Annotated in this window: 24 protein-coding genes; 14 read left to right on the forward strand and 10 right to left on the reverse strand. The window is 63.4% G+C overall.

Features of this window, described 5'->3' with window-relative positions; all coding sequences use genetic code 11:
• Nucleotides 1-44: 44 nt before the first annotated feature.
• The 3 genes from rpoB to BOO71_RS18275 all read right to left on the reverse strand — a co-directional run bounded on the left by rpoB (nt 45) and on the right by BOO71_RS18275 (nt 5074).
• Nucleotides 45-3497, reverse strand: coding sequence for a DNA-directed RNA polymerase subunit beta (rpoB, locus tag BOO71_RS18265; RefSeq protein WP_075834773.1), 3453 nt, complete (start codon nt 3495-3497; stop codon nt 45-47).
• Between the two features lie 533 nt (nt 3498-4030).
• Nucleotides 4031-4549, reverse strand: coding sequence for a DUF305 domain-containing protein (locus BOO71_RS18270; protein ID WP_217694908.1), 519 nt, complete (start codon nt 4547-4549; stop codon nt 4031-4033).
• A 72-nt stretch (nt 4550-4621) separates the two neighbouring features.
• Entirely contained in the window at nt 4622-5074 is a 453-nt protein-coding gene (locus BOO71_RS18275; RefSeq protein ID WP_254843211.1) for a four-helix bundle copper-binding protein, read from the reverse strand.
• Nucleotides 5075-5278: 204 nt separating this feature from the next.
• Here BOO71_RS18275 and msrB point away from each other — a divergent pair, with 204 nt between their 5' ends.
• Nucleotides 5279-5743: a peptide-methionine (R)-S-oxide reductase MsrB gene (msrB, locus tag BOO71_RS18280; protein ID WP_075834775.1), complete on the forward strand. Its 465-nt coding sequence runs from the start codon at nt 5279-5281 to the stop codon at nt 5741-5743.
• 108 nt (nt 5744-5851) lie between these two features.
• Here msrB and BOO71_RS18285 read toward each other — a convergent pair whose 3' ends face one another.
• From BOO71_RS18285 to BOO71_RS18315, 6 genes are all read right to left on the reverse strand, one after another.
• A complete protein-coding gene (locus tag BOO71_RS18285) occupies nt 5852-7048 on the reverse strand; it encodes a hypothetical protein (RefSeq protein ID WP_139323022.1) in 1197 nt (398 codons plus the stop codon).
• A 68-nt stretch (nt 7049-7116) separates the two neighbouring features.
• A complete protein-coding gene (locus BOO71_RS26465) occupies nt 7117-7890 on the reverse strand; it encodes a CAP domain-containing protein (RefSeq protein ID WP_083653612.1) in 774 nt (257 codons plus the stop codon).
• 42 nt (nt 7891-7932) lie between these two features.
• The gene (locus BOO71_RS18300; RefSeq protein WP_075834777.1) at nt 7933-8589 is read right to left on the reverse strand and encodes a hypothetical protein; all 657 of its coding nucleotides are present in this window, start codon (nt 8587-8589) and stop codon (nt 7933-7935) included.
• Nucleotides 8590-8596: 7 nt separating this feature from the next.
• Nucleotides 8597-8800 (reverse strand): tautomerase family protein, encoded by a 204-nt coding sequence (locus tag BOO71_RS18305; protein WP_075834779.1) that lies wholly within the window; start codon nt 8798-8800, stop codon nt 8597-8599.
• A gap of 102 nt (nt 8801-8902) precedes the next feature.
• Nucleotides 8903-10366 (reverse strand): ATP-binding protein, encoded by a 1464-nt coding sequence (locus BOO71_RS18310; protein ID WP_075834781.1) that lies wholly within the window; start codon nt 10364-10366, stop codon nt 8903-8905.
• Between the two features lie 79 nt (nt 10367-10445).
• Complete coding sequence (locus BOO71_RS18315; RefSeq protein ID WP_075834783.1) at nt 10446-10940, reverse strand: hypothetical protein; 495 nt, start codon at nt 10938-10940, stop codon at nt 10446-10448.
• A gap of 127 nt (nt 10941-11067) precedes the next feature.
• Between BOO71_RS18315 and BOO71_RS18320 the strand changes: the two genes are divergently transcribed.
• The 3 genes from BOO71_RS18320 to BOO71_RS18330 all read left to right on the forward strand — a co-directional run bounded on the left by BOO71_RS18320 (nt 11068) and on the right by BOO71_RS18330 (nt 13466).
• Nucleotides 11068-11280 (forward strand): hypothetical protein, encoded by a 213-nt coding sequence (locus tag BOO71_RS18320; RefSeq protein ID WP_075834784.1) that lies wholly within the window; start codon nt 11068-11070, stop codon nt 11278-11280.
• 121 nt (nt 11281-11401) lie between these two features.
• Nucleotides 11402-12931 carry an IMP dehydrogenase gene (gene guaB / locus BOO71_RS18325; RefSeq protein WP_075834786.1) on the forward strand — a complete coding sequence of 510 codons (1530 nt, stop codon included), beginning with the start codon at nt 11402-11404 and terminating at the stop codon, nt 12929-12931.
• A complete protein-coding gene (locus BOO71_RS18330) occupies nt 12918-13466 on the forward strand; it encodes an HIT family protein (protein ID WP_075834788.1) in 549 nt (182 codons plus the stop codon). The genes guaB and BOO71_RS18330 overlap by 14 nt, the downstream gene beginning before the upstream one ends.
• 47 nt (nt 13467-13513) lie before the next feature.
• Here the strand turns inward: BOO71_RS18330 and BOO71_RS18335 are convergent, their stop codons facing one another.
• Nucleotides 13514-13945, reverse strand: a complete 432-nt coding sequence (locus BOO71_RS18335; RefSeq protein ID WP_075834791.1) for a hypothetical protein — start codon at nt 13943-13945, stop codon at nt 13514-13516.
• Between the two features lie 153 nt (nt 13946-14098).
• On the opposite strand from BOO71_RS18335, the gene BOO71_RS18340 reads away from it, so the two are divergent.
• The 10 genes from BOO71_RS18340 to purF all read left to right on the forward strand — a co-directional run bounded on the left by BOO71_RS18340 (nt 14099) and on the right by purF (nt 23288).
• On the forward strand, nt 14099-15520 hold the full coding sequence (locus BOO71_RS18340) for a DR2241 family protein (protein ID WP_303046740.1): 1422 nt from the start codon (nt 14099-14101) through the stop codon (nt 15518-15520).
• A gap of 285 nt (nt 15521-15805) precedes the next feature.
• Entirely contained in the window at nt 15806-16555 is a 750-nt protein-coding gene (gene purC, locus BOO71_RS18345) for a phosphoribosylaminoimidazolesuccinocarboxamide synthase (RefSeq protein ID WP_075834795.1), read from the forward strand.
• Nucleotides 16556-16630: 75 nt separating this feature from the next.
• Nucleotides 16631-16897, forward strand: coding sequence for a phosphoribosylformylglycinamidine synthase subunit PurS (gene purS, locus BOO71_RS18350; RefSeq protein ID WP_075834797.1), 267 nt, complete (start codon nt 16631-16633; stop codon nt 16895-16897).
• Entirely contained in the window at nt 16894-17265 is a 372-nt protein-coding gene (locus tag BOO71_RS18355) for a cupin domain-containing protein (RefSeq protein ID WP_075834799.1), read from the forward strand. The genes purS and BOO71_RS18355 overlap by 4 nt, the downstream gene beginning before the upstream one ends.
• A gap of 10 nt (nt 17266-17275) precedes the next feature.
• Entirely contained in the window at nt 17276-17944 is a 669-nt protein-coding gene (purQ, locus tag BOO71_RS18360) for a phosphoribosylformylglycinamidine synthase subunit PurQ (RefSeq protein WP_075834800.1), read from the forward strand.
• On the forward strand, nt 17941-18411 hold the full coding sequence (locus BOO71_RS18365) for a DinB family protein (RefSeq protein ID WP_075834802.1): 471 nt from the start codon (nt 17941-17943) through the stop codon (nt 18409-18411). The genes purQ and BOO71_RS18365 overlap by 4 nt, the downstream gene beginning before the upstream one ends.
• A gap of 41 nt (nt 18412-18452) precedes the next feature.
• Nucleotides 18453-18833: a hypothetical protein gene (locus tag BOO71_RS18370; RefSeq protein WP_075834804.1), complete on the forward strand. Its 381-nt coding sequence runs from the start codon at nt 18453-18455 to the stop codon at nt 18831-18833.
• Nucleotides 18830-19576: a type II toxin-antitoxin system VapC family toxin gene (locus tag BOO71_RS18375; protein ID WP_075834805.1), complete on the forward strand. Its 747-nt coding sequence runs from the start codon at nt 18830-18832 to the stop codon at nt 19574-19576. Before BOO71_RS18370 ends, BOO71_RS18375 begins: the two co-directional genes overlap by 4 nt.
• Before the next feature lie 20 nt (nt 19577-19596).
• Nucleotides 19597-21837 (forward strand): phosphoribosylformylglycinamidine synthase subunit PurL, encoded by a 2241-nt coding sequence (gene purL / locus BOO71_RS18380; RefSeq protein ID WP_075834807.1) that lies wholly within the window; start codon nt 19597-19599, stop codon nt 21835-21837.
• Nucleotides 21834-23288: an amidophosphoribosyltransferase gene (purF, locus tag BOO71_RS18385; RefSeq protein ID WP_075834808.1), complete on the forward strand. Its 1455-nt coding sequence runs from the start codon at nt 21834-21836 to the stop codon at nt 23286-23288. Before purL ends, purF begins: the two co-directional genes overlap by 4 nt.
• Nucleotides 23289-23299 lie beyond the last annotated feature (11 nt).

Here is a 23299-nt window from a genome sequence, read left to right on the forward strand (position 1 = left end):
TTCCATCAACCATCATCCGTTCACCATCAACAGCGCGTCAGCGCTCAGCGCTTGGGCATCATCCCTTCAAAAATGTCCACGGGGCGGTCCCCGGCGTCCAGCACTTCCACGTTCAGGCCCAGCGAGTGAAGTTCCTTGACCAGCACCTTGAAGGATTCGGGGATGGTGCTGCCCGAGACTTCCTCGCCCTTGACGATGCTCTGGTACGCGGCGTCGCGCCCGTCGATGTCATCGGACTTGATGGTCAGCATTTCCTGGAGGGTGTGCGCCGCGCCGTAGGCTTCGAGCGCCCACACTTCCATCTCGCCGAAGCGCTGGCCGCCGAACTGCGCCTTGCCGCCCAGCGGCTGCTGGGTGATCAGGCTGTAGGGGCCGGTGGAGCGGGCGTGCAGCTTGTCTTCCACCATGTGGTAGAGCTTCATGACGTACATGGTGCCCACCACGACGGGACCGCTGATCGGCTCGCCGCTGCGTCCGTCGAACAGGATGCTCTTGCCGGTGCGGGCCAGACTCATCTGCGCGGCCTCGTAATCGACGCTGGCCTTGTTGATCACGCCCAGTTTCCCGGCGCGGTCCAGCACTTCCTGCTCGCGCTTGTCCAGCTCGAAGCCGTCGTCCTTGCGGGCCTGCAACCTCTCGGCGGCAGCGACTTCCAGCATTTCCTTGATGGTGGCTTCCGTAACCGAGTCGAACACCGGGGTCTCGAACTTCTGACCCGTCAGACGCGCGACTTCTCCCAGGTGCGTTTCCAGAATCTGGCCCAGGTTCATGCGCGAGGGCACGCCCAGCGGGTTGAACACCAGATCGACGGGGGTGCCGTCTTCCAGGTAGGGCATGTCCTCGGGGGCCATGATCTTGGACACGACGCCCTTGTTGCCGTGGCGGTTGGCGACCTTATCGCCCACCTGCAACTGACGCTTCTGGGCCACGTACACGCGCACCATCTCGCGCACGCCGGGCTTGAGGTCCACGCCCTCGTCGCCCCGGCGGAAGCGCACGGTCTTGACCACAATGCCGCCCTGACCGGACTGCACACGCAGCGAGGTGTCCTTCACTTCGCGGGCCTTCTCACCGAAGATCGAGCGCAGCAGACGTTCTTCCGGGGTGGGTTCGGACTCGCCCTTGAACGAGGTCTTGCCCACCAGAATGTCGCCGGGCTTGACTTCGGCACCCACGCGCACGATGCCGTCCTCGTCCAGATCGCGCAGCGCGGCTTCACTCAGGCCGGGAATGTCGCGGGTGATCTTTTCCGGCCCCAGTTTGGTGTCGCGGGCGTCGACCTCGTCCTTCTCGATATGGACGGAGGTGTAGAAATCCTTGCGGATCAGGCCCTCGTTGATGCAGATGGCATCCTCGAAGTTGTAGCCGTCGAAGGGCATGATGGCGATGGTGATGTTCTGTCCCAACGCCAGGCGGCCCCGGTCACTGGCCGGGCCGTCGGCGATGACCTGTCCGGCCTTGATCTCGTCACCCAGGCTGACAATCGGGTGCTGATCGAGGTTGGTCCCCTGGTTGCTGCGGGTAAAGCGCACCAATTCAAAGGTACGGACATTGCCCGTGACCATGCCAGCGGCGGCGGAATCCTCGGCCAGGGTGATCTGGATGGCGCGGGCGTCCACATAGGTCACACGGCCCGTCACGTCGCTGACGACGCTGGTGCCGGAATCGGTGACCACGCGGCGCTCCACACCCGTGCCCACGGCGGGGCTGTCGGCCCGGACCAGTGGCACCGCCTGCGACTGCATGTTGGAACCCATGAGCGCGCGGTTGGCGTCATCGTGTTCCAGGAAGGGGATGAGGCTGGTGTTGATCGAGACGATCTGCTTGGGCGAGACGTCCATGTAATCGACTTCGTCGGGGGTGTACCACAGCGGGTCACCCTTGCGGCGGGCCAGCACGCGCTCGTCGGCAAAGGTGTTGTCGGCGTTCAGCGGGCTGTTGGCCTGCGCCACCGTGTACCTGTCCTCGATGTCGGCGGTCATGTATTCCACCGTCTCGCTGACGTTGCCGTCTTTCACGCGGCGGTACGGAGCCTCGATAAAGCCCAGCGGGTTGACCTTGGCGTACGAGGCCAGCGAGGAGATCAGGCCGATGTTCGCACCTTCGGGGGTTTCGATGGGGCAGATGCGCCCGTAGTGCGTGCGGTGGACGTCTCGCACATCAAAGCCCGCGCGTTCACGCGTCAGCCCGCCTGGCCCCAGCGCGGAGATACGGCGCTTGTGGCGCAAATCCGAGAGGGGGTTGGTCTGGTCCTTGAACTGTGACAGTTGGCTGCGCCCGAAGAACTCGCGCATGGCCGCCACGATGGGGCGGTTGTTGACCAGCTTGGTGGGGGTGGCGGCGTCGGGGTTGCCCAGCAGCATGCGCTCACGCACACCACGCGCCATGCGGCCCATGCCCACGCGCAGTTGATCGGCCAGCAGTTCGCCCACAGTACGGACGCGGCGGTTGCCCAGGTGATCGATGTCGTCCTCGCCCACGGGAACGTCGTGCTGGCCATCCGGCCCCATCATGGAAACGGTGGCGTGGCCGTAGTGCAGCGCCATCAGGTAGCGGATGGTATCCACCAGTCCGGCGTCGCTGAATTTGCCGTCCGCGAAGGTCAGCAGGGTGTACTCCTGGCGGTCCAGGCCCAGCTTGCGGTTCATCTTGAAGCGGCCCGGCTTGCCCAGATCGTAGCGGCGGGGATCGGCCAGCAGACCGTAGAGGTACTGGGTGGCCTTGTCGCGCTTGGGCGGATCGCCCGGACGCAGCACCGTGAACAGACGCAGCAGGGCCTCATCCGCGCCCATGCCTGCGCTCTTGTCCTCGGCGGGTTCGGGGTTGGTGTCGAATTCGCTGAACAGCGCCTTCAGAGAGGCGTCGTCATAGCCCAGCACGCGCAGCAACATCGCTACAGGGAACTTGCGCTTGTTGACCTTCATTTCCATCACGCCGCCGATGACTTCCAGCTCGATCCAGGGACCGCGCTTGGGCATGGGGATGATCGCGCCGGTGTACAGCTTCTTGATGCCCTTGTAGCTGGACGTGAAGTACACGCCGGGGCTGCGGTGGATCTGCGAGATCACCACGCGGTCTGCGCCGTTGATCACGAACGAACCGTCGCCGGTCATCAGGGGCAGATCGCCCAGGAACACCTGATCTTCCTTGATCAGGCCGCTGTCCTTGTGGATCAGTTGCAGCTTGGCGTACATCGGAGCCTGATAGGTCAGGTCCTTCTCGCGGCACTCTTCAGGGGTGTAGGGCGGGTCACCCAGACGGTATTCCAGGTAATCGAGAACCAGACCCGTGCTGCGGCCCTTCTCAGTCTCGTCGATGGGAAAGACTTCTTTAAAGGCGCTCTGGAGACCCACGTTGTCGCGCTTGTCCGGCGCGCGGTCTGCCTGCAAAAACGCGCGGAAGGAGTTGACCTGAATTTCGGTCAGGTTGGGAAGCGGGATGACCTCAGTGATCTCGCCGAACCGTTCAATGCGGGAATCTTTACCGATAAAACTCATGCACACCTCGCACGCACCCTGCTGTTGTTGCTCACGGCCTTCTCGGGGCAGAAAAAGACCTTTGTAACCCCTGACACTGTAGAATCAAACTGCAATCAAGCTTGAGAAAGTGGAGCTGGTGAACGTCAGAAACGGCGCAGTCAGGACTCGCAACCTCCTCGGCTGCGTTCCTGTCATTGGGCGTTAATTTTGAAAACTGGAGATTACCAATTCACTCCTGCCTAACCCATCTTGGTTGGCCACAGGTGAATATATAACGTGCCGGGCTGAACTGTCAATAGGCGATGCAAACTGCCCGAATGTCCGTTCAGGGCGCTCAAAACGAAGGGAAGGGCAGCATGGAAAACACGCCTGCGGCACTCCCCAGTAATTTGACGCGGTTGCCCTGTTTGCTGATCTGTCGGATGTACGGAGCGTCCTGAGCCACCCATTCTTGGGCGGTACGCTGCATCTGGACACGCGCCAAATGATCTGCCAAGCGCCTGGATAGCGCTGTGCGGCGGGTTTTAAAAACCTCAAAATGCTGGATTGATCTACCGTTTATTCTCCAGGTCAGCGATCAACGCCTTCATCTCGGCGATCTCGCGGCGCTGGGTTTCGATGATCCCATCGGCCAGTTTCCGCACGCGGGGGTCTTTGATCTGGGCGCGTTCGCTGGTCAGGATGGCAATGGAGTGGTGGGGGATCATGGCCTTCATCCACGCCACGTCGCCCACCGTGGCCTGTGAACGGACCAGCCACAACGATCCGGCGAACACGGCGATGCTGCCCAGAACGATGCCCAGATTCACGCGGCGGCTCCTGTGCATGTTCAGCATGAAGCCCAGCATGATCACGGCCATCGTCGCGCCCATGTACAGCGCCATCCACATGCGCGTCTGGCTGAAATACACATGGTCCAGCTCGTAGGTGTTCAGGTACATCAGGCCGTACATGATGATGGTGGAGGTGGCGATCATGGCGGCAAATCGGCCATAGCTGCCGCCCATCCTGCCCATCGGTTTCTCGCTCTGGCTTGGAGAGGCGGGCGGACGGTTCATGGATTCGTTCATGGCATGCTCCCAATAAAACATCGCCTGCCGCAAGACGGGTGCGGGCAGGCGACGAAAATCACTTGCAAAAGCTCAGGCGCTCAGGCCGTCCAGCATCTTCTGGCAAGCCTGCTCGCAGCGGCGGCAGGACTCGGCACACACGGCGCAGTGCTTCATGTCCATCTTCTCGGCATGCTGCTGACATTCGTCGCCGCAGGCTTTGCAGGCCGCCATGCACGCCTGAAGCTGCGCGCGGATCACGGCCAGTTCGGGCTGGGTCTGGCGAATCAGCACGCGCCCGGTGGTGGTGCAGATGTCGGCGCAATCGGAGTTCAGGCGAATGCAGTGCGTCAGGTGTCCGGCGTGTTCGGTCTCACCCAGGCAGGCGTCGGCGCAGGACGTGCAGACCTGCGCGCACTCGAAGCAGGCGCTGATGCATTCGGTCAAGGCCGCCAGATCGAAGGGCGACTGGCCGATCTGCGGGTGGGTCTGCAACATGCGGGTGATGGCGGAACTGGCGCTCTGGCTCATATCGTTCTGGGTCATGGGAAAACCTCCGTGGGAAGAAAGAAGCGAATGTTCACCCGGCATCGTAGGGACTGCCATGTTCAGTTTGTGTAAAGCGCCCGTGCGTTTGAGGGTTGTCTCAACGTCAGCTCAAGCCCAGCCCAGGAAGTCCCAAGATTGGCTCAAGCCCGCAGCGTTCGGCCTGCCACGGTTGTGGGCGGCCCGCACTTCTAGACTCTGCACATGACAGACACGACGACGAAGCTCAGTTACAGCAAGCCCAGTGACGCCGAACTGCGCGAACGCCTGACGCCCGAGCAGTACCGCGTGACCCAGCACGAGGGCACCGAGCGGGCCTTTTCCGGCGAATACTGGGACACCGATGGAGACGGCATTTACGTGGATGTGGTGTCCGGCGAACCGCTGTTTTCCAGCGCCGACAAATACGACGCGGGCTGTGGCTGGCCCAGCTTTACCCGCCCGATCCAGAACACCCAGTTGACCGAGAACACCGACTACAAGATCGGCTACGCCCGCACCGAGGTCCGCTCCGGCAGCGTGGATTCGCACCTGGGCCACGTCTTCCCCGACGGCCCGCAGGAGCAGGGCGGCCTGCGCTACTGCATCAACTCGGCGTCACTGCGTTTCGTTCCGGCTGAGAAGCTGGAGGCCGAGGGCTACGGCGAATACAAGCAGATGTTCAGCTAAAACGGGTTCCGAGCATGGAGTTGGCAAGCTGGCGCTTTCCCAGTTTATTGACGAAACAGAAGGAATCCGTATCACGTCTGGCCTTCTCCCCGGTGGAGGAGGCTTTTTTTATCTGGTCGCCCAGCCGTGCAATCTGCCGCTGCTGTCGCCCCCCCAAACCTGACCACCGGAAAGGAGCATGTTGCTGGTATACGTGCCGCCCAGCGCCAGTTTGCCCGTAACCCGACAGGCCGCCCGGCAGTCCAGCGCCATCAGATTGCGGTGATCCTGGCTGGGAATCACAAGCTGGCCCGGCGCGGTCAGAACGGCTGCATTCAGGTTACGGCTGCCGATGCTATGGCTGGAAATGCCCGCAAAGGGAGGAGAGATCTTCAGCGTGTCGCCCGCCTGTGTGTCCCCCGCCTGTGTGTACTGGGCCAGCAATCCTCCGATGTGCGGCGTTTTAACGGCCCACAGTTGCCCAAAGCCGACGACGGGGGCCAGCCAGCGGTGGGTCTGCCCAAAATCTGGCCCGGTGGCCCGCAGGCCGAGTTTGCCGTCTGTTTGCGAGATCAGCGCCAGAGCTGCGCCGCCGCGTGGACTGGAACGAACGACGGCCAGCGAATCTTTGCCGCCCACCAGCCGGACGGGCCGTGCCTGCAAGTCCTCGAAAACATACGGGGCGGGCAGGTTCAGGCGGGCCAGCACGCCCAGACCGTGTCGCTCAAACACGGTGATTTCAGTGGCCTCTGCCGTGTCGCCCAGGATGCCGTGATCGTAACGGGCGCTATCGGGGCGGGTCAGGGCCACCACCTCGTCGCCCGCGCCGTTCAGATCGGCCAGGGTCAGTTGGGCGTCTGGCAGGGCATTCGCCGCCGTCCGGGCCGCCTCGCGCCAGCCGCCACCTGCGGGGTCAAAGCGCACCAGATCGCCCGCACGCGACACGGCCACGATGCCGAAAGGCAGACAGACCGGATGCGCCAGCGGGGAAACGTCTTTATTTGGCGCAGTCTCGACGGCCTTCCCGTTCCAGACCTGCAATTGCCCCGCGTCGTTGACGCCCACGACACGGCCCGAACAGGCGATGATAAAAGCGCTGGAAAAGTTTTTTGCCAGTATTTTCGCCTTGCCGTCCTGAACCGTCAGCAACTCAGCTTGAGCGGTGACGGCGTAAATCTGCTGCCCTTCTGAAGCCAGCCAGACCGCCGGGGCAGGCAACTGGACCAGGGTTGCGGCTGTCGGCGCAGCCTGCGCGCACGCGATCTGCGCGGCTGGCAGGACCACGGCGAGGAGACTCAGGACATATCGGTGCAGAGGGACGGGCATATCAGAAGGTACGTCGGGCGGCGTTCGGGGGTTCAACACTTTCGGACGTAACCGCCACCCACAACCGCTCAGCGCGTGCCGAAATCCTGCACCCAGTAGAGCTTGCCGCCCGCGTTCCGGGCCAGTCCGATGCCCAGTTCGCGGTACTCGGCGTTCATCAGGTTGCGGCAGTGGCCCTCGCTGTTCAGCCAGCCGGTCACCACTTCCTGCGCGCTGGCCTGCCCGGCGGCGATGTTCTCGGCAATCGCGCGCCAGCCGTACCCGGCAGCGTCGATCCGGTTCTTCAGCGTGCGCCCGTCCTGGCTGGTGTGGCTGAAATAATTCAGGGCGGCCATATCGGCGGCGTGGGCCTGGGCCGCCGCGCCCAGCCGGGCCTCGGAATTCAGCGGGGGCACGGGCGGAAAGTTCTGTGCGCCGCATGTCTGGCCCCTGGCCCGCGCGGCGTTGGACAGTTCCAGCACCTGCCCGGTCATCGTGTCCAGGCGCTGTGGGGTGGCGGGCGGCGGGGCGGCGACCTGCACGCGGAACTCGGCCAGGGTCCGGCCTGATCCGGTCTGGGTGGCCCGCACCGACGCCTGACCCGCCGTGGCCGCCCGCGCCAGCCCACTTGCCGAGACCGACACGACGCGCGGATCGCTGCTGGTCCAGTTCAGCTCGTTCGGCGGCACGTTGCGTCCATTCAGCGTCACCTCAAGCTGGATGTCCTGTCCCACACCCAGACGCATGGGCCGCACCTCGGTCTGGACTGGCCCAGGGATCACGGTGGTTCGGGCGGTGCGGGGCGCGCAGGCGGCGAGAGTCAGGACGCTCAGGCCCAGGACGATGAAGGGAAGGAAGCGCATTTCGCCCCCATTAAAGCGGGAATAGGCACGGACGATTGGGATTTATTCGCCACCGCTCACCCCGAAGAACACCCCCGTGGTCTCCGAGAGGGATACGTCGCCGGGAAGGACCGACACGCGCAGGCCCTCTGCCAATGCCCAGGCGGCATTCAGCAGCGGGAGGCGGGCCGTTTCGTCGGTCACACCCCATAGATGCGCTGCACCTTTTCCCTTGATGCCATGCCACAGCAGTGCCCCCACCACCTCGCCCGCGCCGTCATAGGCCAGCAACAGCAGATAGTCGCGTTGCCCTTCCAGCCGCGCCGCCAGATGCTGGGCCAGTAGCGTCGCCCACTCTGGCGTGCCATATGCAGCAGTCAGGACATCAGCCCATTTCTGCATGTGCAGGCGGCTGATCTGCTCCACCACGATGCCGGACTCCTGCAACTCAACAGGCGTGAAAGTCCCCACCTCCAGCGCTGACACCTGCTGCGCTCCGGCAACAGGCGAGAGCGAGGCCAGCAGCGGCGGAAGCTCATGCACCTCATGCCACGCCAGCGCAGAACGCAGATCCGGCACCACTTCTGGCAGATACGTCGCGTTCAGGCCCAGCACGTTCACGCCAGGGGTCAGCAACGTGACCGCGCCGCCCTCCTCCCGTTGAAAGGTGGAGAGAGGCGCGAAGTAGTCGATCAGTTCGGAGAGGACAGCGGGCAACATGGGTAAATTACCCCTGCCGCTTACGGTGTTCGGAGGTCAGCTCGCCCGCGTAGCCCCAGTTTTCCGGTTCGATCTCGTCGATGACGACATGCACGCTCTCCGGCTTCTTGCCCAGCACGCTCTGCATGGTGGCGGTGATTTCGCGGACGATCTGGGCTTTCTGTTCAGTCGTGATGTCCTTGCGGGTCAACCGGACGTTGATATAGGGCATGGAGGCAATTCTAGCCGGGACAGGAAAATGGAACCACCGGAAACAATATCCAGTGGCTCCATCTCTTCCCACAACCTACAACCCACACCCCACAACCCTTCCTCAGTTCCAGCGTCCGCCGCGCTGCTGGCGGGTTTCAGGTTCAGGGGCGGCGTACAGTTCCTCGGCACGCGAGAGCTTCTTGCGGCCATACAGCCCTTCCAGCACGAACTCGGCGGCGCTGACGCGCACGGCGTCGCTATTGCTGTCCGCGACTTCCCTGGCAATGTCGCTCAGGCCGGGCACTTCCTTGGTCGCCTTCATGGCCGCGCCGGAATCGCCGGACTGCGGGAAGCGGAAGACGTTGCCGTCCTCAAACCACTTTTCCAGCGCCTGGGTGTCCATGCTGCCGCACAGGCGTCCGTAGACGGCCCCAGCAGCCTTGCGAATCACTTCCTTTGCCACGTTGTCCGCGCCCTTCAGCTCACCCTCGTATTCCAGTTCCATCTTGCCGGTAATGGCAGGCAGGCCCGCGTACACGTCGCTGACACGCACCACGGCCTCGTCGCCGCCAATCAGGCTGCGGCGCTCGGCGTTGGCAGCGGCGACTTCCAGCAGAGAAATAGGCAGGCGCTGCGACACGCCCGACATCTTGTCCACGCGGCCATCTTCACGGGCCTGGAAGGCGATTTCCTCGATCAATTCGGCCATGAAGGGGGGAACGGTCACGGCGTCGTCCTTGACGGCTTCCTGCGCGGTGATGCCCATGCCCAGCTTGACGTCGGTGGGGTAGTGGGTACGGATTTCACTGCCGATGCGGTCCTTGAGGGGCGTGACGATCTTGCCGCGCGCCGTGTAGTCCTCGGGGTTGGCGCTGAAGACCAGCATCACGTCCAGTTCCAGGCGGATGGGGTAGCCCTTGATCTGCACGTCCCCTTCCTGAAGGATATTGAACATCGCCACCTGCACCTTGGGCGCAAGATCGGCCAGCTCGTTGATGGCGAAGATGCCCCGGTTGGCGCGTGGCAGCAGCCCGAAGTGCATGGAACGGGTGTCACCCAGGCTGGTGCCCAGGCGGGCGGCCTTGATCGGGTCCACGTCGCCGATCAGGTCGGCCACGGTCACGTCGGGCGTCGCCAGCTTTTCCACGTAGCGGTCCGCGCGGGGCAACCAGCGAATGGGCAGGTCCATGCCGTGGACTTCCAGCAGATGCTTGCCTTCTGCGCCAATGGGGTTGATGGGATCGTCGGGCATGTCCACGCCTTCAATCACGGGCACCACGTCGTCCAGCAGTTCGGTGATGGCCCGCAGGATGCGGCTCTTGGCCTGGCCGCGCAGCCCCAGCAGGATAAAGTTCTGCCGCGCCAGCAGGGCGTTGACCAGTTGCGGGATCACGGTGTCGTCGTAGCCCACCACGCCGGGAAACAGTTCCTCGCCGCTCCTGAGCTTGCGGGTCAGGTTCTCGCGGACCTCGTCCTGCACCAGTCGGATTTTGCCGTCAAAGGGGGTGCGTCCGGCATAGGCGGGCGTGTCCAGCAGTTCACCCAGCGTTCTGGCCTTATTCGCGGTCATATTTGCAGCGGTCATATGCAAAAAAACGTAGCACGGGGTCTGAACGGGGAATGTGCGGCTTGCTGAAGAATGAGGTCTTGGGTAAGGCGGGGCTTCAGGACGAACTGGAACTGGCCGCCGCGTCGTTCTGCTCGTCTTCCAGCGCCTTGAACGCGCAGACGGCGGCCAGGGCAGCCAGGGCCGGGGGAATCAAACCAAATTCCAGCTCCACATCCTTGCCGTCCAGATGGCCGCCGATGCGTCCGAGTAGGGTGGGGCCGTCCCGCCGCAGGTCCACATCCTTGCCGTCAATCCGGCCCGAGAAACGGCCCGTGATGGTGTCGGCGCTGACCTTCAACTCCACGTTGTCGCCGTCAATGCGTCCGCCCAGCCGCACCTCCACCCGCTCGGCGCTAACTTTGCCATTCGCATCAAAGCCGCCGAAGACGCCGCCGATGCGCCCATCCACCTCGCCACCTTTGAGGGTCAGGTCTATGTCCTTGCCGTTAAAACGCCCCCCGACGCGCCCGCGCAGGCGTTCGCCGTCCCATTTGGCCTTGATGTCGTAGCCCGCCGTGAGGCCGCCCATGCGTCCGTCCAGATCACTCATGGGGACATGATGGCAGAGGCGCTAGGCATCCACGCCGCTTGCCGCCGCGCCCTGTTTTCAAGACTGTTCTCAAGACCGCTTGACCCTTTCCATATCCCGGCGGCCAGCAGATGACCGAGGCTGACGCATGGACGATGACAAAAAGGGCACGGGTTTAAAAGACACCTCTCCACTCGTCGGCATCCACGATGACCACGCGGAGGACACCCCGGCCAGCGCCGATGCGACAGAGAAACGCAGCTTTGCCAGCGTGCTGCTGGGGACCGCCAGCGAGGCTGAGCAGCCGGAGGAACGCCCCGATCCTGACGCCGGGGAAACGGGCGAGAACTCGCAGGGGTAAGCGGGACGCCGGATCGTTCCCCCTGACTCACGGAAATCCACCCGCAAATCGCTGCATCTTCCCCCGGTCATGTAGACCCTAACACTGCACGCCATATCCAAAGTGCTTACACTTCTAAAGCATGAGTGCGCCCACTTCTGCCCCGGATGCCCCGGCTTTTGCCGCCGCCGACCATCAGGACGAACAGCAAGACCGTTTCGCCTACAAGTTCAGCCAGGAGGGCATCACCTTCGACGACGTGCTGCTCCAGCCGCGCCATTCCACGGTGCTGCCGCACGAGGTGGACGTGTCGGCGCAATTGACCCGCCGCGTGCGCCTGAACATCCCCTTTGTCAGCGCGGCGATGGACACCGTGACCGAAATGGGCATGGCCGTGGCGATGGCCCGCGAGGGCGGCATCGGCGTGATCCACAAGAATATGGACATCGACGCGCAGGCGGAAATGGTCCGCAAGGTCAAGCGTTCCGAGAGCGGCATGATCGTCGATCCCATCACGCTGCCCCCTCACGCCACCGTGGGAGAGGCAGACCGCATGATGGGCGAGTACCGCATCAGCGGCGTGCCGATCACCGATCCGGCAGGGAAGTTGCTGGGCATCATCACCAACCGCGACATGCGCTTTATCGATGACCTGTCCACTCCCATCCAGGACGTGATGACCCGCGAGGGCCTGATTACCGTTCCCGTGGGCACCACGCTGGAGCAGGCGCAGGAGATCTTCAAACGCCACCGCATTGAAAAGCTGCTGGTGGTGGACGGCGACAACATGCTGCGCGGCCTGATCACCATCAAGGACCTGACCAAGCGCGTCAAGTACCCCAACGCCGCAAAGGACGATCTGGGCCGGTTGCGCGTCGCGGCGGCCATCGGCGTCAGCGCGGACCTGATGGACCGGAGCGCGGCGCTGGTGGCCGCCGGAGTAGACATTCTGGTGCTGGACAGCGCCCACGGCCACAGTCAGGGCATCCTGAACGCACTGTCGCGGGTGAAAGAGCAGTTTGATGTGGACGTGATCGCGGGCAATGTTGCCACGCGCTCCGGGACCAGAGACCTGATTTTAGCTGGCGCAGACGCGGTTAAGGTCGGCATAGGACCTGGGTCGATCTGCACCACCCGCATCGTCACGGGTGTCGGCGTTCCCCAGATCACCGCCATTTTCGAGGCCAGTGCCGCCGCGATGGAAGCCGGGATTCCCGTCATTGCAGACGGCGGCATCAAGCAGACCGGGGACGTGCCCAAAGCAATAGCGGCGGGCGCAAGCGTGGTCATGATGGGCAGCATGCTGGCCGGGACCGACGAGGCCCCCGGCGAGTCCATCCTGCGCGACGGGCGGCGCTACAAGAGCTACCGGGGCATGGGCAGCCTGGGCGCGATGGACCAGGGCAGCAGTGACCGCTACTTCCAAAGCGGCAGCCGCAAGTTCGTCCCCGAGGGCATTGAGGGCATCATCGCCTACCGGGGGACGGCGGGCGAGGTCATCTATCAGTTCGTGGGCGGCCTCAAGAGCAGCATGGGCTACTGCGGCGCACCGGATTTGCAGGCCCTGCGCGATCACGCCCAGTTCGTGCGGATCACCGGGGCCAGCCTGATTGAAAGCCACCCGCACGGCGTCACCATTACAAAGGAAGCACCGAACTATGGGGGGCGCTAAGCCACTGTTCCGGGCGCTGGCTGTCGCGTCTGTGGCACGGCTCAACCCCGAATGCATCACCTGTACGCCACCCCAGCATGACCCGGACATCGTCTTTTTCACGGACGGCTGGAAGGTGGTGCTGCATCCCGCGCAGTGCGGGTTGGGGAATGTCCTGCTGGCAACCCGCCGCCACGTTCCCCGCATGGCGGACCTGACTCCAGCCGAGTGGCTGGAGTTTCAGACCGTCATTGCGGCGCTGGAACCTGCGCTGGAGCGGGCGTTTGGGGCGGCCCTGATCAACATGGCCTATCAGCGCAACTGGGCTTACCGGGAAGCCGAGCCGGACCCGCCATTCAAAGATGGTCAGCCCAACCCGCACGTCCACTGGCACATCACGCCGCGTTACGCCCAGCCCGTTCACTTCGGCGGCATGGTCTTTGACGATCCAACTTTTGGGGAACCGTTTGAGTGGCGCAAAGTCACTGTACCCGCCGAGGTGCGCCGCGCCATCATTGAGCGGTTGCGGACAGAGGTTGGGGTGGTACTGGAATGAACAGCAAAAAACCCCACGCAACGGTGGGGTCTTCAATAAGCCAGAGCTTAGTTTCGGCCACGCAGCAACTTGCTGCCGATCACTCCGGCCAGACCCACCAGACCAGCCTTGACCATCGGATTGCTCAGCAGGCCACCCGCGCCGAACGCGGCTTCCAGCGGGCTTTTGCCATCCTGTGCTGGGGCCTGGGCGGTGCGCGCATAGGCGTCGGCCAGATCGTTGGGGTCCTCAGAATTGACCTTCTGGACGGGATTGGCGCTGCTCTGCACTATCGCGTCGCCCATCTGCTGGCGGTCCTGCGGCGACATGCCGCCGATGTAGTCCTTCAGGATCTGCTGACGCTCCTCCGGGGAAGCGTTCTTCATGTAGTCCTGGATGTACGCAGCGGCTTCCTGCGGGCTGACGGTGCCGTCGCCATCGGTGTCGCGGGGATCAAGTTTAGCCATTTGCTCGTGACGGTCTTTCTGGTCAAAAAACATAGAGAACCTCCTGAAGTGAGCTGACTTTGTGTCGCCTCTTACGCTAGACGCTGGGGAGTTGCCCGGCATGAGGGCCGACTTCAGGCTCACTTATCTCCGGCAGGGTCTATCCAGCAACAAGCGGGACATTTCTGCGCCCCATGCGGCGTTACAGTGCGTGCTATGCGTTCTCTGGTTCTGATCGGTCACGGCTCCCACCTCAACGGCGAATCGGCGGCGGCGGTCTACCGCTACGCCGAGATGATTCGCGCTCGCGGCCTCTACGACGAGGTGGTGGAGGGCTACTGGAAGGAAGAACCCTCCCTGCGGCAGGTGCTGAAAACCACGGCCAGCACGGATGTCACGGTGATTCCCATGTTCATCTCCGAGGGCTATTTCACCGAGACGGTCATTCCGCGTGAAATGGGCCTGGGCCACCAGGGACCGGTGCCGCCCGAAGGCGTGGCGCGCGTGCTGGGCGGACGCACCGTGCGTTACACCCTGCCCTATGGCGTGCATCCCAGCATGTCGGACGTGATCCTGGCCCGCGCCCATGAAGCCCTGCCGGATTCCAGCCCGGAAGACACCGCGCTGATCGTGCTGGGCCACGGCACCACGCGCAACGAGAACAGCAACAAGATCGTGTACCAGAACGCCGAGGTGCTGCGCCAGTCCGGTCAATTCGCGTCTGTCCACGCCCTGTTTCTGGACGAGGACCCCAAGGTGGGAACGTGGCCTGAGATGGTCAAGGCCCCCCGCGTGGTGGTGGTGCCGTTCTTCGCCTCCGAGGGCTGGCACACGCTGGAAACCATTCCCGAGGACATGGGGCTGGAGGGAGCCGTCACGACGTTTACCGACAACCCCCACGGCCAGCAGACGGTGTATTACGCCAAGCCGGTGGGCACCCACAGCGCGGTGGCCGACGTGATCCTGCATCTGGCCGAGGAAGCGGCGGGGGCCAGCACCAGCGACGGCGATACCGAACGTGTCCACGGCGCGGCCTGGAGCGCATTTATGGACCGCGCCCGCCAGGGCCTGCGCTTCGGCGAGGTACTGGTGCAGCCCGAGAGCGGCATGTTTGAACTGCGCCACGCGCTGGACGAGGGCAAACCCGGTCACGAGTTGCAGACCTTGGTCACCCCCGAGGGCGTGCGCGATTTCACCCGCCGCGACGAGGGCGGCCACCACCGCCCGGTGCATACCCTCCGCAACATGCCGCGCGGCTGGCGGGCCGTGATGGGCGAGGCTGATCTGGTCCGCGCCGTGCAGTACCTGTATCCCGCCGTGATTGAAGAAACCTACGCCCAGAGCTGCCACACCCTGCGCCCCACCCCCTGGGCCACCACCGCCCGCAGGCAGACCGGCATCTACGCCCGCGTGCAGAAGGCCACCCCCGAGCAACTGGAAGAGGTGGCGGCGGACGTGTGCGGCGGCTGCCTGCGAACCCGACTGTGGGCCGGGGAAAAGTTGCCCCAGACCTTCTTTGATGGCGTTCCAGGCGCGATTCCCTGCGCCGAAGCCTGCACCTTCCTGGTGGCCGAGGTCCGTGAGGAAGTCGCGGGCAAGCGCGGCGGCGGGGCCAGCCACAGCCACTGAATCTGACCCTCAAAACGTAATCTGGTGATCCGTCCGACTCGCCTGAACATCCCCGCGTGTGGCGCAGCCGGGGGTGTTACGCTGTGCGCTGGCCTCCAGTCTCTGGCGGCACACTCAACCCTCTAAACGCGTCCCGTGAGACGCCCCGGCCCCCAAAAGGGCCGCTGAAGTCCGTCCAGAGAGGCGGAGATGGAGCAAAGACATGCCAAGTGCCGCGACTGCCGAGCGCCCTCCCGAAATACTGCGGGGGACGCTCTTTCTACTCTTCTTTCTAGAGGCGAACAGATGACCCATGCCCATATACCCCATACCCATATACACAGAGGCGAACTGAAGTACGAGGGCAAGGCCAAGCGCGTGTACGCCTCCTCCAATCCTGCCGAGTACATCGTGGAATACAAGGACGAGGCCACCGCCTTCAACGCCCAGAAACGCGGCGAGTGGGCGGGCAAGGGGGCCACCAACAACGCCATCACCGCCCACCTGTACCCCAAACTGGAGGCGGCGGGTATTCCCACCCATTTCATTGAAAAGCTGTCCGACACCGAGCAGCGCGTGAAGGCCGTAACCATCATTCCGGTGGAAGTGATCGTGCGGAACGTCGCGGCGGGCAGTTTTGCCAAGAAACTGGGTCTGGAGGAAGGCACGGCGCTGTCCCGTCCCGTCGTGGAGTACTGCTACAAATCCGACGCGCTGGGCGATCCACTGGTCAACACCGACACGGCCATTGCGCTGGACTGGGCCACCGAAACCGAGCTGACGCGTGTGCGCGAGCTGGCCCTGAACGTGCGCGACTTTCTGACCCCGTTTTTTCTGGAACGCGGCGTGAAACTCATTGATTTCAAGCTGGAATTCGGCAAACTGCCCGACGGAACCGTGATCCTGGCCGATGAGATCAGTCCCGACACCTGCCGTTTCTGGGACGCCGAGACGGGCGAGAAGATGGACAAGGACCGCTTCCGGCGTGATCTGGGCGGCGTTGAGGACGCGTATGCGGAGATGCTGCGGCGCGTGACTGCGCCTGTTGATGGTTGAAAGTTGATGGTTAATAGAAAAAGCCGCTCCATCACCTTTTCACCATCAACCTCTAACCCCTCCGAAGGAGACTCCATGCCCCACTACCATGCCCGCGTTTACGTGACCCTCAAGCCCAGCATTCTTGATCCGCAGGGGCGCACGGTGGAACGCGCCCTGTCGCATCTGGAACACGCCAACGTCAGCGGCGTGCGCGTGGGCAAATTTATAGAACTGCGTCTCAGCGGCGAACACGCCGATGTGGAAGCCCAGTTGCGCGACATCGCCGGGAACGTCCTGAGCAACCCCGTCATGGAAGACGCCCGCTGGGAATTGGAAGAAGTGGCGCTGGAGCCAGTGTGAGCCTGCCACAGACGGTGAATTTGCAGGAGAAGTTCAGCCTCTTTACCGATCAGTGGTCCCCGAAAGTGGTGGGGGAATTGAACGGGCAACAGGTCAAAATCGCCCGCATTGCCGGTGAGTTTGAATGGCACGCCCACGAGCAGGAGGACGAACTGTTCATGGTGGTTCGTGGCCAACTGCGACTGAAATTTCGGGACGGCGAGGCGGTGGTCAACGAGGGCGAGTTGATCGTCGTGCCGCGCGGTGTTGAACACCTGCCCATCGCGGAAACGGACGAAACCTGGATCATGATGTTTGAGCCAGCCAGCACATTGAATACGGGCAACGCCGTGAGCGAGCGCACCGTGGTGCAATTGGAATACGTATGAGGTATCTGTTGTGAAGACTGCCGTCATTCAATTTCCCGGCTCCAACTGCGACGGCGACGCCCTGCACGCCGCCCGCCTGACCCTGGACCCGGACGCCCAGTTCGTGTGGCACACCGAGGCAGGCTTGCCCAGTGGCACAGAACTGGTCTTCGTTCCCGGTGGCTTTTCCTACGGCGATCACCTACGGAGCGGCGCAATTGCCGCCCGCAGCCCGATCATGGAGGCCGTCAAAGCGCATGCCGAACGCGGTGGCTTCGTGCTGGGCGTGTGCAACGGCTTTCAGGTGCTGACCGAGGCCGGACTATTGCCCGGCGCACTGGGCCGCAATCGTGACCTGCACTTCGCGTGCAAGCCGGTGCATCTGCGCGTGGAAAACACTGCGACGGCGTTTACCTCCGCCTATAGCCAGGGCCAGACCATTGAAATCCCCATCGCGCACGGCGAGGGCAACTATTACGCCGACGCCGAAACCGTGGCGCGGCTGGAGGGCGAGGGCCGCGTGGTCTTCCGTTACCTGGACAACCCCAACGGCAGCCTCAACGACATCGCCGGAATCGTTAACGAACGCGGCAACGTGCTGGGCATGATGCCCCACCCGGAGCGGGCTGTGGAGGCACTGCTGGGCGGCGAGGACGGGCGAGGAGTCTTTCAGAGTCTGCAAGGAGCGCTGGTCAAATGATGGGTCTTCAGGAGTTTCTGGCCGACAACTACCGCATTGAGCTTTCTGCTTTCCGCACTGTCCTGGACGGCATTCCAGCGGAATCGTTTGCCACCGCACGCCTGGGCCACAGCCCCGCGTGGCACGCGCTTCACATTGCTGACTGGCTGCGGCTGACGGTGCTGGGCGACAAAACGCCCAATTACCACTATCTGGGCTGGGAGGACGCCGTCTGGGTCACCGGACTGGGAACTGAGCCTGCTCCTCTGAACGAGGACGCCACCAAAACGGACATTCTGGCGCGGCTGGACACGGTGAGCGCGCAGGCGGTGGCTTACCTGCAAAACGCCAGCGATGCCGATATGGAAGGCATGACCTTCTCGCCCAGTGCCCCGAACGGCGAACGCCCGCGCCTGGCCGCCGTGGGGCTGCATCTGCGGCATGTGGCCTATCACCGGGGCCAAGTGGTGCTGGGGCAGAAGGCTTGAGCCGTGACTACCAACTTCTCGCAGTATGGTAAATTGATAGCATGACTTTACGGCTGAATCTCGGCAACTACTTGCAGCAGCACGGCATTACCGCTTACCGTCTGGTCAAGGAAGTGGAGGGGCGGGTTGCGCCAAATACAGTTTATTCGCTGGCCCGTCGCCCGGCTCAGCGGATTGATCTGAAGACTGTCGGGGTACTCATGAAAGCATTGGAGGGGTTGACTGGGGAGAAGGTAGAGTTTTCCGAGATGCTGGAAGATAAGCCCTCTACGCTCAATCATTTACAGGCATCGGCTGAAACCCCTGTCTACGATCCCAGCAAAGCTAAAAAGTTCCGATACAGCGGCAAGGCTGTGACCATTGAGGGTGGCCCGACAGTAGAGCAGATCATTGCTGAGGGCCGGGGCAGGCAGCTCCCTTGAGCGTTCTTTACGTGGACTCCAGCGCCCTTGCCAAACTGTATCTGCGCGAGGATGAAGCCAAGCGCCAGCAGGTCATGGCTCTGGCGGACAGTGCCGATGAGGTGGCGAGTTCTGCGATTGCTTTTGCCGAAGTTGCCAGTGCTTTTGCCCGTAACTTTCATCAGGGAAAACTCAGTGAGCCGCAGTTCTGGGAATACTTCAACAGTTTTGAGCAGGATTGGCAGTCCGTGACTCAAATCACCGTTGCTCCATCCGTGTCAATCCGTGCCAGCCAGCTCCTTAAGGCCCACGCAGGACTCAGAGCTATGGATGCCCTTCATCTCGCCTCAGCCCTAGTTATCCGTGAAACGCAGACCCTTCAATTTCTCAGTTTTGACGATCAGCTTAATGCGGTGGCTCAGGCCGTGATGCCTGATACTTTTGGTTGGACGCAAAAAAATGCGATCTTCAAGCTAACATTGCAGAAAACCTATTACGAAAATGGCTTTTTTAATGTTATTCGCGCGCATGACCAGTTGATCCGCAGTGACGAGGGCGAAATCAAGATCATCGCTGGAGATGCCAGTGTGACATTCACTGGCAACGTCAACAGGCGGGCCAATCTCAACGGCACGGCTCGCATTAGCGTCAAGGGCGAAGGCTTGAAAAATTGGTTCCAAAAACACTACCGAGTTATGGAAGTGGTTGAAATTGAGATCGTCAGCCCAACACTTCTCAAGCTCAAATATCCAGCCAGAAACTAATGCCCTCCCAAGGTGAACCCATGACCCAACCCACCCCCAAACCCCAATCCCTCCGCCCACAAGCCGCCACCTTTGGCCTGTCCACCGACGAATACGACTTGCTCGTCTCGCGCATAGGCCGCGAACCCAATGCGCTGGAGGCCGCCATCGTGGGCGCGATGTGGTCTGAACACTGCGGCTACAAGAACTCGCGCCCACTGTTTTCCGCCTTTCCCACCACCGGGCCGCAAGTCCTGCAAGGCCCGGGCGAGAACGCGGGCGTGGTGGACATCGGCGAGGGCTGGGGCGTGGCCTTCAAGATGGAATCGCACAACCACCCCAGCGCCGTGGAACCCGTGCAGGGCGCGGCGACGGGCGTGGGCGGCATCCTGCGCGACATCTTCGCGATGGGCGCGCGGCCCTTCGCCGTGCTGGACAGCCTGCGCTTCGGCAACCCCGACAGCCCCCGCACCCGCTTTCTGGTGAACGGCGTCGTGGAGGGCATCGCCCACTACGGCAACGCGATTGGCGTGCCCACCGTGGGCGGCGAGGTGACCTTTCACCCCAGCTATCAGGAAAACCCCCTGGTCAACGTGATGGCCTTGGGTCTGCTGAGGCACGAGGATCTGGCGACGGGCACGATGGGCGAGGTGGGCAACCAGATCATCTACGTCGGTTCCAAGACCGGGCGCGACGGGCTGGGCGGCGCGGTGTTCGCCTCTGCCGATCTCAGCAATGCCAGTCAGGCAGACCGCCCCGCCGTGCAGGTGGGCGATCCCTTCATGGAAAAGCTGCTGCTGGAGGCGACGTTGGAAGCCATTGAATCCGGCGTGGTGGCCGGGGTGCAGGACATGGGGGCGGCGGGTCTGGTGTCCAGCACCTGCGAGATGGCCTACCGCGCCGGGCTGGGCATCACGATGGATCTGGATAAAGTGCCGACGCGCGAATCGGGCATGGTGCCGATGGAACTGTGTCTGTCGGAATCGCAGGAGCGCATGATTCTGGTCCCCGTGCCGGGGCGTGAGCAGGAGCTGTATGACCTGCTGGACAAGTGGGAACTGGACGTGGTCAACATCGGGCAGGTGGAATCGCACACCAACTACCGCCTGACTTGGAAGGGCGAGGTGGTCTGTGACCTGCCCGTCGCCCTGCTGAACGAGGCCCCCAAATACACCCGCGAGGGCGTGGAATCCCCAGAGATCAAAGCGGCCCGCGAACGTGATCTGAGCGGCGTGCCTCAGCCCGGCGACTGCGGCGCGGTGCTGCTGGAACTGCTCTCACACCCCACGATTGCCAGCAAGCGCCCGATCTTCCAGCGCTTTGACCATCAGGTGATGACCAATACGGTGGTGGTGCCCGGTGCTGCCGACGCCGCCGTGATGCGCGTCAAGGGTTCGGGCATGGGTGTGGCGGCCACATCGGATTGCAACCCGCGTTTCGTGCAGCTTGATCCGTACATCGGGGCCGCCGCCGCCGTCGCCGAGGCCGCGCGCAATCTGGCCTGCGTGGGGGCCACGCCGCTGGCGATCACCGACAACCTCAACTTTGGTAACCCACACCGCCCGGAGGTGTATTACCAGCTCCAGCAGTCTGTGCAGGGCATCGCGGACGCCTGCCGCGCGCTGAACACGCCAGTCACAGGCGGCAACGTCAGCCTGTACAACCAGTACACCCAGGGCGACGAGCGCGTGGCGATCCACCCCACCCCGACGATTGGCATGGTGGGTGTGCTGCCCGATATTTCCAAGCGGGCGACGCTGGGGCTGAAAGCGGCAGGTCAGATCCTGTACCTGCTGGGCGAACACGCCGACAGCATTGGAGCCTCGCAGTACCTGGAAAGCCTGCATGGGCTGGAAGCCGGGCGCGTACCGCCGCTGGATCTGGGGCTGGAGCAGAAAGTCATTGACGGCACGCTGGCCCTGATCCGCGCGGGCCTGACCGACACCGCCCACGACTGCGCCGAGGGTGGGCTGGCCGTGGCCCTGGCCGAGATGGCAATGGCCGGGAGCATCGGCCTCAGCGTGACGCTGGACGTGCCCGCCGAAGTCCGCACCGACGCCCTGCTGTTCGGCGAGGCGCATAGTCGCGTCGTGGTGGCGGTGCAGGACGCCGATGCCACCGAAAACAAACTGCGTGAACTTGGCGTGCCCTTCGTGCGCCTGGGCGAAAGCGGGGGCGACGCGCTTACCATTGCCGCCCCGTCGCGCGGCCTACACTTGAGCGTGAACCTCACGGCGCTGACCCTGGCTTACGAATCTCCGCTGATCGGGATTATGGGATGACCCTTGCTGATCCAAGCTCGCTGGCGGTCCTGTCCGAGAACGACTTCGGCACCGACAAGCCGCGCGAGGAATGCGGTGTCTTCGGCCTGTATTCCCCGGTGCCCAACGATCTGGCGTGGCTGACCTACCTGGGTATGTTCGCCCTGCAACACCGGGGGCAGGAAGCGGCGGGCATGTGCGTCAGTGACGGCGAGAAATTCCATGTGGAAAAGGACCTGGGTCTGGTCACGCAGGTCTTCGACGAGCGCCGCCTGGACAGCGTGCGGCTGCCCAATGCCCGCGTCAGCATCGGGCATGTGCGCTACAGCACCACCGGCAGCAACCTGCGCTTCAACGCCCAGCCACTGACCACCCGCACCAACAAGGGTATTCTGGGCATGGCGCACAACGGCAACTTCGTGAACGCGCTGGAGGTTCGTCAGGAGATGCTGCTGGAGGGCGCACTCTTCCAGACCACCAACGACTCCGAGGTGATGCTGAACCTGATCGCCCGCGAGAGCCACATGGATCTGGTGGAGGCCACCGCCGCCGCCATGAAACGCCTCAAGGGCGGCTACGCCTGCGTCCTGATGAACCGCCACGCCCTGATCGGTTTCCGTGACCCACACGGCGTCCGGCCCCTGGTGATCGGGCAGCGGGACGACGGCGCGTATGCCATTGCCAGCGAACCCTGTGCCCTGTACGCGGTGGGGGCACGGCTGCTGCGCGACGTGCAGCCTGGCGAACTGGTCTGGGTAGACCGGGACGGCCTGCACAGCCTGATGGTGGAGCCGCGTGCGCCCACGCCCTGCGCCTTCGAGTGGATCTACTTTGCCCGCAGCGACAGCCAACTGGACGGCATAGACACCCACGCCAGCCGCATCCGCATGGGCGAGCAACTGGCCCGCGAATTTCCGGTGGAGGCCGATATCGTGGTCCCGGTGCCCGACAGCGGCATCGGCGCGGCCATTGGCTACGCGCGCCAGAGCGGGATTCCCTTCGACTACGGGCTGTACAAGAATCCGTATGCAGGCCGCACCTTTATCGCCCCCACGCAGGAGGCGCGCGAGCTGAAGGTCAAGATGAAACTCTCGCCCACCAGCGCCGTCGCGGGCCGCCGGGTGATTCTGGTGGATGACTCCATCGTGCGCGGCACCACCTCCCGCCAGATCGTCAATCTGCTGAGAGACGCGGGCGCAACGGAAGTGCATTTCCGGGTGTCCAGCCCACCGATCACGCACCCGTGCTTTTACGGCATCGACACCGCCGCCCGCAAGGAACTGGTGGCCAGCACGCACACGCAGGAGGAAATCCGGCAACTGATCGGCGCGGACACCCTGGCCTTCATCAGCGAACGGGGCATCCGCGAGGCGGTGGGCGGCCCCGGCCTGTGTCTGGCGTGCTTCAACGGCGAGTATCCGGCAGGAACGCCGCTGCTGAACGACCTGGACAAGCTGGCGCTGGAAGCGTAGGGCACAAATGT

Origin of the sequence: Deinococcus marmoris (genome assembly GCF_001949125.1) — a bacterium.
In the GTDB taxonomy this organism is placed as follows: domain Bacteria; phylum Deinococcota; class Deinococci; order Deinococcales; family Deinococcaceae; genus Deinococcus; species Deinococcus marmoris_A.

Excerpts from the sequence above, each read along its gene's own strand:
- BOO71_RS18370 (WP_075834804.1), top strand. The coding sequence starts at position 18,453 with ATGACTTTACGGCTGAATCTCGGCAACTACTTGCAGCAGCACGGCATT.
- guaB (WP_075834786.1), top strand. The coding sequence starts at position 11,402 with ATGAGTGCGCCCACTTCTGCCCCGGATGCCCCGGCTTTTGCCGCCGCC.
- BOO71_RS18315 (WP_075834783.1), bottom strand. The coding sequence starts at position 10,940 with ATGAGTGATCTGGACGGACGCATGGGCGGCCTCACGGCGGGCTACGAC.
- purC (WP_075834795.1), top strand. The coding sequence starts at position 15,806 with ATGACCCATGCCCATATACCCCATACCCATATACACAGAGGCGAACTG.
- BOO71_RS18275 (WP_254843211.1), bottom strand. The coding sequence starts at position 5,074 with ATGACCCAGAACGATATGAGCCAGAGCGCCAGTTCCGCCATCACCCGC.
- BOO71_RS18285 (WP_139323022.1), bottom strand. The coding sequence starts at position 7,048 with ATGCCCGTCCCTCTGCACCGATATGTCCTGAGTCTCCTCGCCGTGGTC.
- BOO71_RS18330 (WP_075834788.1), top strand. The coding sequence starts at position 12,918 with ATGGGGGGCGCTAAGCCACTGTTCCGGGCGCTGGCTGTCGCGTCTGTG.
- BOO71_RS26465 (WP_083653612.1), bottom strand. The coding sequence starts at position 7,890 with ATGCGCTTCCTTCCCTTCATCGTCCTGGGCCTGAGCGTCCTGACTCTC.
- BOO71_RS18310 (WP_075834781.1), bottom strand. The coding sequence starts at position 10,366 with ATGACCGCTGCAAATATGACCGCGAATAAGGCCAGAACGCTGGGTGAA.
- BOO71_RS18320 (WP_075834784.1), top strand. The coding sequence starts at position 11,068 with ATGGACGATGACAAAAAGGGCACGGGTTTAAAAGACACCTCTCCACTC.
- BOO71_RS18305 (WP_075834779.1), bottom strand. The coding sequence starts at position 8,800 with ATGCCCTATATCAACGTCCGGTTGACCCGCAAGGACATCACGACTGAA.
- purL (WP_075834807.1), top strand. The coding sequence starts at position 19,597 with ATGACCCAACCCACCCCCAAACCCCAATCCCTCCGCCCACAAGCCGCC.
- BOO71_RS18335 (WP_075834791.1), bottom strand. The coding sequence starts at position 13,945 with ATGTTTTTTGACCAGAAAGACCGTCACGAGCAAATGGCTAAACTTGAT.
- purS (WP_075834797.1), top strand. The coding sequence starts at position 16,631 with ATGCCCCACTACCATGCCCGCGTTTACGTGACCCTCAAGCCCAGCATT.
- purF (WP_075834808.1), top strand. The coding sequence starts at position 21,834 with ATGACCCTTGCTGATCCAAGCTCGCTGGCGGTCCTGTCCGAGAACGAC.
- BOO71_RS18270 (WP_217694908.1), bottom strand. The coding sequence starts at position 4,549 with ATGAACGAATCCATGAACCGTCCGCCCGCCTCTCCAAGCCAGAGCGAG.
- msrB (WP_075834775.1), top strand. The coding sequence starts at position 5,279 with ATGACAGACACGACGACGAAGCTCAGTTACAGCAAGCCCAGTGACGCC.
- BOO71_RS18365 (WP_075834802.1), top strand. The coding sequence starts at position 17,941 with ATGATGGGTCTTCAGGAGTTTCTGGCCGACAACTACCGCATTGAGCTT.
- rpoB (WP_075834773.1), bottom strand. The coding sequence starts at position 3,497 with ATGAGTTTTATCGGTAAAGATTCCCGCATTGAACGGTTCGGCGAGATC.
- BOO71_RS18300 (WP_075834777.1), bottom strand. The coding sequence starts at position 8,589 with ATGTTGCCCGCTGTCCTCTCCGAACTGATCGACTACTTCGCGCCTCTC.